At 62.0% G+C, this 12,371-nt stretch carries 12 protein-coding genes and 1 tRNA gene; 6 read left to right on the forward strand and 7 right to left on the reverse strand.

Annotation, left to right across the window (positions count from 1 at the left end):
- Positions 1-2,109 (forward strand): TonB-dependent siderophore receptor (locus DMX11_RS24355; protein ID WP_110747855.1); only part of this gene is annotated, 2,109 nt, incomplete at its 5' end.
- A 185-nt stretch (positions 2,110-2,294) separates the two neighbouring features.
- Here the strand turns inward: DMX11_RS24355 and DMX11_RS24360 are convergent.
- A tRNA-Ser gene (locus tag DMX11_RS24360) sits at positions 2,295-2,384 on the reverse strand.
- A gap of 198 nt (positions 2,385-2,582) precedes the next feature.
- Between DMX11_RS24360 and DMX11_RS24365 the strand changes: the two genes are divergently transcribed.
- The 3 genes from DMX11_RS24365 (at position 2,583) to DMX11_RS24375 (ending at position 5,146) form a co-directional block, all read left to right on the forward strand.
- Positions 2,583-3,272, forward strand: a complete 690-nt coding sequence (locus tag DMX11_RS24365) for a crotonase/enoyl-CoA hydratase family protein (RefSeq protein WP_110747858.1) — start codon at positions 2,583-2,585, stop codon at positions 3,270-3,272.
- A gap of 119 nt (positions 3,273-3,391) precedes the next feature.
- Entirely contained in the window at positions 3,392-4,105 is a 714-nt protein-coding gene (locus tag DMX11_RS24370) for a 1-acyl-sn-glycerol-3-phosphate acyltransferase (RefSeq protein ID WP_110747861.1), read from the forward strand.
- Positions 4,106-4,174: 69 nt separating this feature from the next.
- Positions 4,175-5,146, forward strand: a complete 972-nt coding sequence (locus DMX11_RS24375; RefSeq protein WP_110747948.1) for a magnesium and cobalt transport protein CorA — start codon at positions 4,175-4,177, stop codon at positions 5,144-5,146.
- A gap of 31 nt (positions 5,147-5,177) precedes the next feature.
- Here DMX11_RS24375 and DMX11_RS24380 read toward each other — a convergent pair whose 3' ends face one another.
- Positions 5,178-5,909 carry an amidotransferase gene (locus DMX11_RS24380; RefSeq protein WP_110747864.1) on the reverse strand — a complete coding sequence of 244 codons (732 nt, stop codon included), beginning with the start codon at positions 5,907-5,909 and terminating at the stop codon, positions 5,178-5,180.
- Between the two features lie 527 nt (positions 5,910-6,436).
- Between DMX11_RS24380 and DMX11_RS24385 the strand changes: the two genes are divergently transcribed.
- Positions 6,437-7,237, forward strand: coding sequence for a cytochrome c (locus DMX11_RS24385; protein WP_110747867.1), 801 nt, complete (start codon positions 6,437-6,439; stop codon positions 7,235-7,237).
- Between the two features lie 53 nt (positions 7,238-7,290).
- Here DMX11_RS24385 and DMX11_RS24390 read toward each other — a convergent pair whose 3' ends face one another.
- The 4 genes from DMX11_RS24390 to DMX11_RS24405 all read right to left on the reverse strand — a co-directional run bounded on the left by DMX11_RS24390 (position 7,291) and on the right by DMX11_RS24405 (position 10,697).
- A complete protein-coding gene (locus DMX11_RS24390; RefSeq protein ID WP_110747870.1) occupies positions 7,291-7,623 on the reverse strand; it encodes a ribonuclease E inhibitor RraB in 333 nt (110 codons plus the stop codon).
- Between the two features lie 176 nt (positions 7,624-7,799).
- Positions 7,800-8,036 (reverse strand): hypothetical protein, encoded by a 237-nt coding sequence (locus DMX11_RS24395; RefSeq protein WP_110747873.1) that lies wholly within the window; start codon positions 8,034-8,036, stop codon positions 7,800-7,802.
- Positions 8,037-8,238: 202 nt separating this feature from the next.
- Complete coding sequence (locus DMX11_RS24400) at positions 8,239-10,296, reverse strand: LTA synthase family protein (protein WP_110747876.1); 2,058 nt, start codon at positions 10,294-10,296, stop codon at positions 8,239-8,241.
- Positions 10,297-10,505: 209 nt separating this feature from the next.
- Positions 10,506-10,697, reverse strand: a complete 192-nt coding sequence (locus tag DMX11_RS24405; protein WP_110747879.1) for a PLDc N-terminal domain-containing protein — start codon at positions 10,695-10,697, stop codon at positions 10,506-10,508.
- 126 nt (positions 10,698-10,823) lie between these two features.
- Between DMX11_RS24405 and DMX11_RS24410 the strand changes: the two genes are divergently transcribed.
- Positions 10,824-11,762 (forward strand): ZIP family metal transporter, encoded by a 939-nt coding sequence (locus DMX11_RS24410; RefSeq protein ID WP_110747882.1) that lies wholly within the window; start codon positions 10,824-10,826, stop codon positions 11,760-11,762.
- A 40-nt stretch (positions 11,763-11,802) separates the two neighbouring features.
- Here DMX11_RS24410 and DMX11_RS24415 read toward each other — a convergent pair whose 3' ends face one another.
- On the reverse strand, positions 11,803-12,333 hold the full coding sequence (locus DMX11_RS24415; protein ID WP_110747885.1) for a hypothetical protein: 531 nt from the start codon (positions 12,331-12,333) through the stop codon (positions 11,803-11,805).
- Positions 12,334-12,371 lie beyond the last annotated feature (38 nt).

Here is a 12,371-nt window from a genome sequence, read left to right on the forward strand (position 1 = left end):
CCCCTGAGCCTGCTCAGCCTGGGTCTGGCCCTGCATTGCCCCCATGTGCTTGCCGAAGACAGCGTGCTTCTTGACCCGGTGCAGGTTTCCGACACCTCCGCCAACGACGGTTACCAGGCGCGCCAGGCCACAGTGGCCGGTTTCCAGCCCGCGCCGCTGCTCGACACCCCGGCCTCGGTCAGCGTGTTCGGCCAGCAACTGCTGGAAGACCGCCAGGTACGCAAGCTCAGCGAAGTGCTGCAAAGCGACGCCTCGGTCGGCGAAAGCTATGCACCCATCGGCTACTACGAAAACTTCAACGTGCGCGGTTTCGAGCTGAACGCTGCCAGCAGCTACCGCATCAACGGCCAGACTATCGCCGGCGAGCAGAATGTTGCCCTGGAAAACAAGCAGCAGGTGGAACTGCTCAAGGGCCTGTCCGGGCTGCAGAGCGGTGTGTCAGAGCCGGGCGGCCTGATCAACTACGTGACCAAGCGCGCCGAAGACGTGCGCAGCATCACGGTGTCGACCAACGAACAGGGCGAACGCTACCTGGCCACCGACCTGGGTGGCTGGTTCGGTAACGAAAGGCAGTTTGGCCTGCGCGCCAACCTGGCCCATGAGGACATCCGCTCTTATGTGGACCATGCGGACGGCAAGCGCGACTTCGCCTCGCTGGCCTTCGATTGGCAGATCAGTGCGGATGCCACCTTGCAACTGGACGCCGAATACCAGCACCGCGAACAACGCTCGGTGCCAGGTTACCAACTGCTCGGCGGCACCGAACTGCCCCATGGCATCGACCCCAGTGACCGCCTGGCCTATCAGCATTGGGCCAAGCCGGTGCAGAACGACTCGCTGAACCTGGGTGGGCGCTTCGAGTACCGTTTCAACGAGGCCTGGACCGGCACCCTGAGCGCGTCGCGCAGCAAGGTGGTGATCGATGACTACAGTTCGTTCGCCTGGGGTTCGAGCGAAGGCGCGTTCTTCGGCAGCAATGGCGACTACGACATCTACGATTTCCGCAGCCCTGACGACACCCGCCGCACCGACGAGGCACAGGCCATGCTCAACGGGCGCTTCGATGCGCTGGGGGTGGGCCATGAACTGACCGTGGGCAGCAGTGCGCAGCGCCGCACGCTGGACCAGCGCCCGTACTACAACGAATGGCTAGGCACCGGCAACATCTACACGGGGGCCCCACCCCTCGCCCCGTCCGACAAACCGGTCGGCGCCAGCGAGCGGCGCCTGGACAGCCGGCAGTATGGCCTGTTCGTCAGTGATCGCATCAGCCTCAACGAGCACTGGCAGACCGTGCTGGGCGCCCGTGAAGTGCGCCTGGACGAACAGACCTGGGACGAGAACGGTGTTGCTGGCCGCCATACCCGTCAGTACGAATGGCTGCCCAATGCTGCGCTCATCTACAAGCCGCAGGCGGATACCACCGTGTATGCCAGCTACTCCAAAGGGCTGTCGGCTGGCGGCACTGCGCCCTGGTTCGCCAGCAATGCCGCGCAGATCCTCGCGCCTACCACTTCACACCAGCTGGAACTGGGCATCAAGCACGACTGGCAGGGCCTGAGCCTGAGCGCCGCGTTGTTCCAGATTCGCCAGGCCTACCAGTACGCGCGGCCAGACGGTGCCGGCACCTTCACCTACGTGCAGCAGGGCCAGCAAAAGAATACCGGGCTGGAACTGGGCGCCAGCGGCTGGGTGACCCCGAAGCTGCAGGTACAGGCCAGTGCGGCAGCCATTCGGGCGCGCGTGCAGAACAGCGGTACCGATGATTATGAAGGCCACCAGGCAATCAATGTGCCCCGGTTCCGCGCGGCGTTGCACGCCGAATACAGCTTGCCAGTATCGGGCCTGGCGCTGCTGGGCGGAGTGCGGTACAGCGCCAGCAAGTATGCGAGCCAGGCGGGTAATGTGGAGGTTGGCGGGTATACCGTGTTCGATCTGGGTAGCCGTTACCGCACGCGGGTTGGTGGGTATGACACAGTGCTGCGGCTGACGGTGGATAACGTGTTGGACAAGCGTTACTGGCGCGATGTAGGGGATTACCTGGGGGATAACTACCTGTTCCAGGGGGCTCCGCGTACCGCTCGTCTTTCGGCTTCGGTCAGCTTCTAGATCGCCAGGACCGCCCCCACAGGAAATCGACCATCCTGTGGGGCACCTGTGGGAGCGATACCTGGGGAAACAACTGGCGTGCTCAATACCTGAAAGCTGGCGCGATAGGCTGCGCAGCAGCCCCCAATGGCACTTGAAAACAAAAAGCCCCCGAGCTTTTCAGCGCGGGGGCTTTTCGTAGAATGTGGCGGTGAAGAAGGGATTTGAACCCTTGATACGATTTCTCGTATACACACTTTCCAGGCGTGCTCCTTCGACCACTCGGACACTTCACCGTTTCTCTTCAAGCCTTGCAGCCTGTCGAGGTGCGCTAATTTAGTGAAAGAGCTTTCCTTTGGCAAGCATTTTTTTCAAATTTTTCATGTATTTGCACCTGGACCCGACTGAACGCTGACCGACCAGTCAGCCTTGCTGCTTTACCTCGCCCATTGCGCTGGGTAACGTCTTCGCCACGCCAACAAAAGGACTCTGCCATGAGCGAGCTGATTACCTACCACGCCGAAGACGGCATCGCCACCCTGACCCTGAACAACGGCAAGGTCAACGCCATCTCGCCGGACGTCATCACGGCCTTCAATGCCGCGCTGGACCGCGCCGCCGAAGAACGGGCGGTGGTGATCATCACGGGGCAGCCGGGCATCCTCTCGGGTGGTTACGACCTGAAGGTGATGACCAGCGGGCCCAAAGAAGCCATCAGCCTGGTCACCGCTGGCTCCACCCTCGCGCGCCGCCTGCTGTCGCACCCGTTCCCGGTCGTGGTCGCCTGCCCGGGCAATGCCGTGGCCAAGGGTGCCTTCCTGCTGCTGTCGGCCGACTACCGCATTGGTGTCGAAGGGCCGTACAAGGTGTGCCTGAACGAAGTGCAGATCGGCATGACAATGCACCACGCAGGCATCGAACTGGCCCGCGACCGCCTGCGCCGCTCGGCCTTCCATCGTTCGGTGATCAATGCCGAGGTGTTCGACCCGCAAGCAGCGGTGGATGCCGGCTTCCTTGACAAGGTGGTGCCAGCCGAGCAGTTGCAGGAAGCGGCGCTGACCGTGGCGCGGGAATTGAAGAAGCTGAACATGCTGGCGCACAAGAACACCAAGCTGAAAGTACGCAAGGGGTTGCTCGAAGCGCTGGACAAGGCGATCGAACTCGACCAGCACCACATGGGTTGACCGCTCGAGCCCTTTCGCGGGCAAGCTCGCGAAAGGGCGCGAACAGTCACACACACAGGTTTGCCCCGACCAGTGCACACCCGTACACTGCCTGGCGACTGTTTGGTGTGAGTCGTACCATGCTTTATTCGTTGCGCATGTTCCTGCTGGCGCTGCATTTTCTTGCCGTCGGCGCCATTGGCCTGCTCATTGGCCTGTGCCGGCCCTTCAACCCCGACAACAGCCGCGTATTCGCCCGCCTCTATAGCCGCCCGGCCACCTGGCTGATGCGCATCAGGGTCAAGGCCGAAGTCGGCCCGCTGTGGGACCAGCCGCCTGGCTGCGTGATCGTCGCCAACCACCAATCCAACTTCGACCTCTTCGTGCTGGGCCAGGTAGTGCCACAACGCACGGTGGCCATCGGCAAGAAAAGCCTGGGCTGGATCCCGCTGTTCGGCCAACTGTTCTGGCTGGGTGGCAACGTGCTGATCGACCGCAAGAATGCCTATCAGGCGCGCAAGGCCCTGCAGAAAACCACCCGGGTGCTGCAGGACGATACCTCGATCTGGATTTTCCCCGAGGGCACGCGCAACCCCGGCGAGCATCTGCTGGCATTCAAGAAAGGCGCGTTCCACATGGCCATCGAGGCCGGTGTACCGATCGTCCCTGTGTGCGTCAGCCGCTATGCCGGGCGCATGCGCCTGAACAGCTGGCGTCAGCGCACGGTCATCGTGCGCTCGCTGCCGCCGATAGCCACGGCGGGCCTGACCCAGCAGGACCTGCCGGCGCTGATCGAGCAGTGCCGGGGGCAGATGCAGCAGTGCATTGACCGGATGGAAACCGAGCTGGCCTGATCCGGGTTGCTCTTGAGCCGGGTACAGCCCAAGCTGTACACCGTGTTCAACCGGAATAAGCGGGCAACCATGGGTCGAGTCGTGGCGTCAGCGGTGTACAGCGCCGGCAGGAAAGTCACCAACATCAGCATCGACGAAGGCAGCGAGTGGGCGCGCAAGCCGGGGCATTTCGTGTGGATCGGCCTTGAGGAGCCCAACGCCGAGGAACTGGCCAACCTGCAGTGCCAGTTCAACCTGCACGAGCTGGCCATCGAAGACGCGCTGGAAAAACACAGCCGGCCGAAGCTGGAAACCTTCGGCGATGCGCTGTTCATCGTCACTTACTCACCGGTGCGCCACGAAGGCAAGCTGGAGTTCATCGAAACCCACATCTTCGCTGGCAACGGCTACATCATCACCTGCCGCAACGGCCACTCCAAATCCTACGCCATGGTGCGCCAGCGCTGCGAGGCGCGGCCTTTGCTGCTGGAGCACGGCGAAGACTTCGTGCTGTACGCCTTGCTCGATTTCGTCACCGAGAACTACCAGCCCGTCAGCGAAGCCATTCATGGCGAGATCGAAGCGCTGGAGCAGAGCGTGCTGGGTGGTTCACTGCAAGAAGACGACATCCGCCGCCTGCACAGCCTGCGCCGCGACATCCTGCGCCTGCGCCGCTACGTGGCACCAATGGTGGAGATCAGCGAGGAACTGCAGCGCCTGAGTTTCCCGTTCATCGACAAGAACATGCGCCCGTATTTTCGTGATGTGCAGATTCACGTGACCCGGCAGATGGAAGACCTGGCGGGCATCCGCGACATCGCCAGCCAGACCATCGAAATCGGCATGTTGCTGGAGTCGTCACGGCAAAGCATCGTGCAGCGCAAGTTTGCGGCATGGGCGGCGATTCTGGCGTTCCCTACGGCGATTGCCGGGGTGTACGGGATGAACTTCCAGAACATGCCGGAGCTCAGCTGGCATTACGGATATTTTGCAGTGCTGGGGGTGATTGCGGCGGGATGTACGGGGCTGTATGCCAGCTTCAAGAAATCGGGTTGGTTGTAGGATTGCGGGGGCCGCCTAGCGGCCCCAGCCATTATGCCGCGTCGTGCTTGTTCACAGGCTGCTGGATAAACCGCAACATCCACTCCCCTACCAAATCACCCTGGTGCTCGGTGGCCAGGCTGGCCACGGCCTTGTGGTACACCTCGTTGCCCAGGTGTTCCTGACGGGCATCGAGCAGAGCCCTGGAATAGTCGTGGACGAACTCCGGGTGGCCCTGGAAGCACAGCACCTGGTCGCGAATATGGTACGCCGCGTTCGGGCAGAAATCGCTCGAGGCAATCACAGTGGCACCTTCCGGCAATTCGGTCACCTGGTCCTGATGGCTGATCAGCAAGGTCAGCTCCGACACTTCCGGGTCCATCCACGGCGCATGCGCCGCCAGCGAATAGCGATGAATGCCCACGCCCCAGCCCTTTTCGGCGCGCTCGGCCTTGCCACCCAGGGTCAATGCCAGCAACTGGTGGCCGAAACACACGCCCAGCAGCTTCTCGCCCCGCTCGTACAACTTCAGCAGGTAGGCCTTGAGGGTTTGGATCCACGCATCGGTGCCAAACGAATCGGCCTTGCTGCCGGTGACCAGATAGGCGTCGAACACTTCATGCTCGGCGGGGTAGTCGCCGTTCATCACGTTGTACACACAAAATTCGGCGGCGATCGGCTGACGCGAGAACAGCTGCTCGAACATCCTGCCGTAGCCCTGGTATTGCGCCGTCAACTCCGGACGCAGGACATCGGTCTCAAGGATGCAGATGCGTAACGACATAGGAATAGTCCTGAACGACATGGGTGGGAATCTGCTGTAGAGACTGACGCGAAAGGCACGTACAAGCAAGTAGGCTGCACTGACGAACGGTCACATTTCGTCGGCGACCCACTAGCAGCACTGCCAGTGTCTAACGAGAGCCTGCCAGCGAGCTGGCACATGGCCTCATAACTATAATGAATTAAAAATTCATATAAATAGAACAAAGGGTTCTCAAATATGGATCCCGCACACCCTACTGTTGGTTGTATATCGATTTACAAGAGGCATGCAGTTCAGGCGTCATGGAACGCCGCTGCGATCGACCCGAAGCGCGACAAGGAAGCCAACGGGTATTCAGGAATAACAACAAGAAGGCGGTCCGCCATGTTCAGACAATCGAAAATTCGTCAAGCTGGGCTCATTTTATTCGCCACCACATTACTGCTGATTCTGCCGAACCTGACCCGTTTGTTCGGCTGATGCGGCGGTGGCGCCGAGGGTTAGCGCACAGGTAACCTGCTGGCCTTGATGGTCGGAGAACGCCTATGCGCCGCTGCCTTACCCTGTTTGCATTGCTTTTGAGCCTGCCGCTGTCGGCGGCGCAACTGCAGCTTGAGCTTGGTGCCCAGGCGCGCCAATGGAGCAGCGCAGAACTGCTCGGCCACCCCCAGGCTCGGGAAATCAGCATTGAACAGGATGTTTCCTACAAACGGCCCATGCATTACCGCGCCGTCCCGTTGGCTGCGCTATTACCCGGCGTAAATGCCAGCGATCACCTGCAGGCCGTGGCGCTGGATGGCTTTGCGGCAGAGATGCCGGCTGCGCCGCTGCTGCAGCAAGGGCCGGCACGTGCGTGGCTGGCCGTGGAAGACCCGGGCAAACCGTGGCCGCCGCTGGGCCCTGGCAAACCAGGGGCCGGGCCATTCTACCTGGTGTGGACAGCCCCGCAGGCCAGCGGCATTCGCCCCGAGCAGTGGCCGTTTCAGATTTCGACGATTCGCAAACTCACGCCGGTAGCACAGCGTTTTCCAGCGCTACTGCCCGACCCGAAGTTGCCGGCCAGCAGCCCAGTGCACCAGGGTTTTGCGCTGTTCCAGCAGAACTGCCTGGCTTGCCACCAGCTAAACGGTGCGGGGGACGCGCAGGTCGGGCCGGATTTGAATCTGCCACATAACCCGACCGAGTACTTTCAGCCGGCTTATTTGCGCAAATTGATACGAAACCCGCAAAGCTTGCGGCAGTGGCCGCAGGCAAAGATGCCGGGGTTTGACGAGCGCGTGTTGAGCGAGCAGGAGCTGGACAGTTTATTGGCCTATCTAAGCCATATGGCTGGGCGCAGGCCCTGAAGAAATGTGCGTTTCTTCGCGGGCGAGCCCGCGAAGAAAGCAGGGTGTAACGGTCAGGCTATGGGTCGCTCGTGCTTGACCCCCCATCCTTCCACCTCCCCCCCATAAGGTGTCACCAACTGCTCGAAGGTCTCTTCAAAATCGCCAATCCCGCCATGGGTGGCGTACATGACTTTGCTCAACTCCAGGTGCCAGGCGCCATCGCCCAGCTCCTTGACCTGGGCATTCAACGATTCCCCGCGAAACTGACCGGCCGCGCGGCGCGCCCCTGCTTCGTCCGGGAAAATGGCATAGAACTCGATGGGGTGGATCTGGGTGAAGTCGAAACCGCCTGCTTTCATCTGGCGCAGGACGTTGCTGCTGATGTCGTCGTTCTGGCTGCTCATGAAACGTCCTCCTGAATAATGCTATGGATAGACTTTCCGTGCACTACGCACCTGCCAGCATTTGCCGGGCAGTTCGAGCTGATGCAAGACGCGAATTGAAGCGGTGCCAACCCGCAGAATAGGCAGGCACCTTCCCTCATCCTAGCGCCTGAACAGACCCCACGCAAACGTGTGGGTCAGGGCGCTTCGTCAATGCGGGTGATGGTCACCCCGCTATGCTCCTTGAGCCAGCGGGCGGTCGGGGAAATGGTGCGGTCCTGGAAGTCGTTGAGGTCCAGCTCGTCCATTACCGGGAACAGTTGCGAACGGATGGCCCGCGCGGCTTCCTCTTCGCTGGGACGGTGCTCAGCCCGCAGCATCATGGTGGACGGTTCGCCTTTTTGATCGGCATAGGTGACTTCCCACTCTTTCATTGAACAAGTCCTCCCAATCCAGGGACACCAAGGTGTGATGCCTGATCAACTGACCTTGGGGCAGGGAGAATGTTCAGTCTGTGAGGGCCTCTCGCGGGGCAAGCCCGCTTCCACAGCGATATCACCGGCCGGAGTGCGATGATAACCCTGTGGGAGCGGGCTTGCCCCGAGGAATGGGCCGCCAAGCGGCCCTTTTGCAGCCTTACTTCGGCGTGCCGTGCACCACACCGGCCGTGTTGTCCAGCAGGCTCTTGGTCGCCGTCTGGATATACGCTTCGAGCTTCTTGAGCATTTCCGGCTGGTCCGGGCTTTCGATCAGCTCGGCCTTGAACTCGCTGCCCAGCTGGTAGCGGTACATGCGAGGGGTCATGTCCTTGGACTCGATCAGGATGCGGTCACCCTGCACCAGGCCGACGATCTGCTCGCTGCCAGACGGCTTGATCATGCCCACGCCCTGGTCGCCCTCAGGCAGGTTGAGCAGGTCGCGGCCCCAGCACTGGTGACGCGCCTGGCCACCCAGGCGGCCCATGATGGTCGGCACGATGTCGACCTGGGTGCCCACGGTGTGGTTTACCGCACCGAACTTCTCCTGGATGCCCGGGGCAATCAGCAGCAGCGGTACGTTGAAGCGGCCCAGGTCCAGCTCGGTGACCTGCTGGTGGTTGCCGAAGCCATGGTCGCCCACGATGACGAACAGGGTGTCCTTGAAGTACGGCTCTTTACGTGCCTTCTCGAAGAACTGGCCCAGCGCCCAGTCCGAGTAACGCATGGCGGTCAGGTGCTCATCCAGGCGGCCCTGGCCGGTAACCTTCTCGACCGGCAGGTCTTTCGGCAGCGCATACGGAGTGTGGTTGGACAGGGTCTGCAGCAGCGCGTAGATCGGCTTCTTGCCGTCGTGCTTGGCCAACTCCTCGTTGCCGCGGTCGAACATGTCCTGGTCGGACACGCCCCACGTCGGGTCGGAGAACACCGGGTTGACGAAGTCGTTACGGCCGATGAAGGTGGTCATGCCCTGGTTGCCGAAGAACCCGGACTGGTTGTCCCAGGCAAAGTCGCCGTTGTAGACGTACACGTCATCGTAATCACGGGCGCTGAGCAGCGCCGGCAGGCCCGACAGCTTGTGGCCACCTTCCGGGGTCTGCATCAGGTATTCGAAACCTGGCAGGTTGGGGAAGCAGGCCATGGTGGCGAACATGCCTTGGTGAGTATGGGTGCCATTGGAGAAGAAGCGGTCGAACAGCAGGCCTTCCTTGGCCAGCTTGTCGAAGTACGGGGTGATGTTGTTCGGGCTGCCCAGTGCACCGACCGAATGGCCGGCGAAGCTTTCCATCAGGATCACCACCACGTTCTTGATTGGCAGGGTGCGCTCGGCCGGCGGCAGGAAGTCGCGGCGGATGGCAGCCTCGTCGGCATCGACCAGGGTGTCATTCGGGGTGAGCAACTGCTTGCGTACGGTTTCGGTCGCCACGCCCTGCTCCAGCACCGGCTTCCAGATGTTGGCGCGGTCCTCGCCGAAGCGGCTCTTGGCGGCGTCGATCAGGGTCAGGGTGCCGTTCAGGCCCAGCTGGTTGACGAAGTTGGAGTCGGTGGTAAAGGCGTCACCCCAGCGCATCGGCGGGCCTTGGCGCAGGGTGCCACGGGCGGCAACCACGGCCACCAGCAGGATCACCATGAACACCGCCAGGCGGTTGTACCACGGCGCTACGCGCTGTTCGCCCTGGCCACGGGTGAGACGGTCGATGCCCTTGAACAGCAGGCTCAACAGCCAAGTGCCGAAGGCCCAGGCCAGCAGATAGCGCACCACCGGGAAGCCGTACCAGAGCATGCTCATGACGGTTTTCGGGTCTTCCTTGATGTACTGGAACACCAGGCCGTTGAGGCGCTGGTGGAACTCGCGGTAGAAGTCCATCTCCATCAAGCCAAGGAACATCACCACGCTCGAAGCGAGGGTCAGCCAGAAACGGAACACACCACGCCGGGCCATGGCCCAGGGGCTGAGGATGGCCAGCAGCAGCGGAATGCTGAGGTACACCACTACCCGCAGGTCGAATCGCAAGCCGTTGAGGAAGCCCTCGGCGACGGTCGAATAGGGCGTATCGCCGATCATGTCGCTGTTGTAGACCAGCAGTGCCAGGCGCACGAGGCTGAGCATCAGCATGATCACAAGGGCGCTTAGCAGCGTGTAGGCCAGGTGGGATTTCAGGGTCGGCGAGAACGATGCTCGCGCGCCCCGTTGCTTCAGGGCGTCCGTGTTAGCCATGAATGGGAAGGTCCTAGGATTGCGGTTTGCGGAGATGGCGGTGGCGCTAGACCAACGCAGCATTGTGCGGGTGCGGATTCTGTTTAAACCAATGTGAAAATTTTGTCACGGCCCCATTACTGCTTATGTCTGTGACGGCGGTTCGTGGAAGCGGGCTCTCCCTCGAAACCGACGCCGTGGTTGATGCTCCCGACAGCACTGCACAGGGCTCAGATCCGCACATTGCCCCGCGGCCCGGCGATCGCCCAGATCACCAGCCCCACCACCGGTAGCAGTGCGATCAGCAATATCCACAACACTTTGATGCCCACCTCGCTGCTGCTTTTGATCACATTGAGGATGGCCCAGATATCCAGCGCCAGAATGATCAGCCCGACCAGGCTGTTGAATGTCGACCCCATGCCTAAACTCCTGTCCAGAGGCTTTGCTGGACAGCATAGTCAGCTATCGCGGCAATAGAAGGGAATCCTTGGCGGTTGGTGCAGGTCCCTGAGTAGACTGCCTGCATACATTGATTCGAGGTTCGCATGCCCCCGGCCCACACCCAAAGCGCCCACACTCCCTCCCTGCTGAACGCCTGGCGCCAGCAGGTCGTGAACACCCCCTGGCTCAGCGCGGGCCTGGGGCTGAGCCTGCTGGCAGTGATCGTGCTGCTGGCGGCCAGCTTCTGGAACGCTGTGAACGGCGACCATGCCGACAACCTGCACCTGGCCGTGCTGGGCGGTTTGTCCGGCTTTGGCGCTACCGCCCTGGGCGCAGTCCTGGCGGTGGTGCTGCGCGATGTCAGCGCGCGCACCCAGGACGTGATGCTTGGTTTTGCCGCCGGGATGATGCTGGCGGCCAGTTCGTTTTCGCTGATTCTGCCTGGCTTGGACGCCGCCCGCGAAATCACCGGCAACGGCCCGGCCGCGGCGTTTACCGTGGTACTGGGCATGGGCCTTGGTGTGCTGCTGATGCTCGGCCTCGACCGCTTCACCCCGCACGAGCACGAAAGCACCGGCCCATGCGGGCCCGAGGCGGAGCGCATCAGCCGGGTGTGGCTGTTCGTTCTGGCGATTACCCTGCACAACTTGCCTGAAGGCATGGCCATTGGCGTGAGCTTCGCCAATGGCGACATGAACATCGGCCTGCCGTTGACCAGTGCCATTGCCATCCAGGACATCCCCGAAGGGCTGGCAGTGGCGCTGGCCCTGCGCGCTACCGGGCTGTCGAACCTGAAGGCGGCGCTGGTGGCGATCGGCTCCGGGCTGATGGAACCGCTGGGCGCGGTGATCGGGCTGGGGATCTCCACCGGCTTCGCCCTCGCCTACCCGATCAGCATGGGCCTGGCGGCCGGGGCGATGATCTTTGTGGTGAGCCACGAGGTGATCCCCGAAACCCACCGCAACGGCCACCAGACAGCGGCGACACTGGGCTTGATGGGTGGGTTTGCGGTGATGATGTTCCTCGATACCGCACTGGGCTGAGGCTGAACACCGGCCCCTGCCACAAGGACCCTGACAGGCGTTAGATGTGTACAGCGACTTTCAGGGCTTCCAGGGCCGGCTCCACCTTGATGCCCACCTCTGCGCCCAACTCCAGCACCCGCGCCAGGTCATGCTGCCCCACCATCACCATCTGCAGTTCGTCATCCAGCAACTGGCTGAAATTCAGCAGCACGTAACCCCCGGCCTCTTTGTTCAGCGCGCCCATCTGTACCTGGATGCGGTTCAGCGCAGTCAGCGGCTCGGTGCGGGCAAGTTGCTTGGGCTTGAGGGTAAACGGCACGCTGTTGTCGAACGAGTCGCTGATCTGCTGGAACAGGTCCTGGTAGCTGTCAGCCTGGAACACCACGGTGTCCGGCAGGCTGCCCAGCACCACCCACTCGCCCAGCGGGATAGGGAAGCTGTCGTCGTAGTTGATATCGGGGTTGGCGGCCAGGAAGGCAGCCGGGTCGGCGTAGGCCTGGGCGGCCTCGTCGGCGATGCGCTCGATGTCGGCCTCGCGCATGCAGCCAGCGCCAATAAGGCTGATGAATTCGAGCAACTGAGTTTTCATGAAGGGGGCCTGCGACGGGTGAAAAGTCGCCAAGGATA

The organism is Pseudomonas sp. LB-090624 (genome assembly GCF_003205205.1).
Classification (GTDB): Bacteria; Pseudomonadota; Gammaproteobacteria; order Pseudomonadales; family Pseudomonadaceae; genus Aquipseudomonas.

What these genes read in the sequence shown, in the direction of transcription:
- DMX11_RS24365 (WP_110747858.1), top strand. Translation starts at nt 2,583, where the DNA reads ATGAGCGAGCTGATTACCTACCACGCCGAAGACGGCATCGCCACCCTG.
- DMX11_RS24370 (WP_110747861.1), top strand. Translation starts at nt 3,392, where the DNA reads ATGCTTTATTCGTTGCGCATGTTCCTGCTGGCGCTGCATTTTCTTGCC.
- DMX11_RS24375 (WP_110747948.1), top strand. Translation starts at nt 4,175, where the DNA reads ATGGGTCGAGTCGTGGCGTCAGCGGTGTACAGCGCCGGCAGGAAAGTC.
- DMX11_RS24380 (WP_110747864.1), bottom strand. Translation starts at nt 5,909, where the DNA reads ATGTCGTTACGCATCTGCATCCTTGAGACCGATGTCCTGCGTCCGGAG.
- DMX11_RS24385 (WP_110747867.1), top strand. Translation starts at nt 6,437, where the DNA reads ATGCGCCGCTGCCTTACCCTGTTTGCATTGCTTTTGAGCCTGCCGCTG.
- DMX11_RS24390 (WP_110747870.1), bottom strand. Translation starts at nt 7,623, where the DNA reads ATGAGCAGCCAGAACGACGACATCAGCAGCAACGTCCTGCGCCAGATG.
- DMX11_RS24395 (WP_110747873.1), bottom strand. Translation starts at nt 8,036, where the DNA reads ATGAAAGAGTGGGAAGTCACCTATGCCGATCAAAAAGGCGAACCGTCC.
- DMX11_RS24400 (WP_110747876.1), bottom strand. Translation starts at nt 10,296, where the DNA reads ATGGCTAACACGGACGCCCTGAAGCAACGGGGCGCGCGAGCATCGTTC.
- DMX11_RS24405 (WP_110747879.1), bottom strand. Translation starts at nt 10,697, where the DNA reads ATGGGGTCGACATTCAACAGCCTGGTCGGGCTGATCATTCTGGCGCTG.
- DMX11_RS24410 (WP_110747882.1), top strand. Translation starts at nt 10,824, where the DNA reads ATGCCCCCGGCCCACACCCAAAGCGCCCACACTCCCTCCCTGCTGAAC.
- DMX11_RS24415 (WP_110747885.1), bottom strand. Translation starts at nt 12,333, where the DNA reads ATGAAAACTCAGTTGCTCGAATTCATCAGCCTTATTGGCGCTGGCTGC.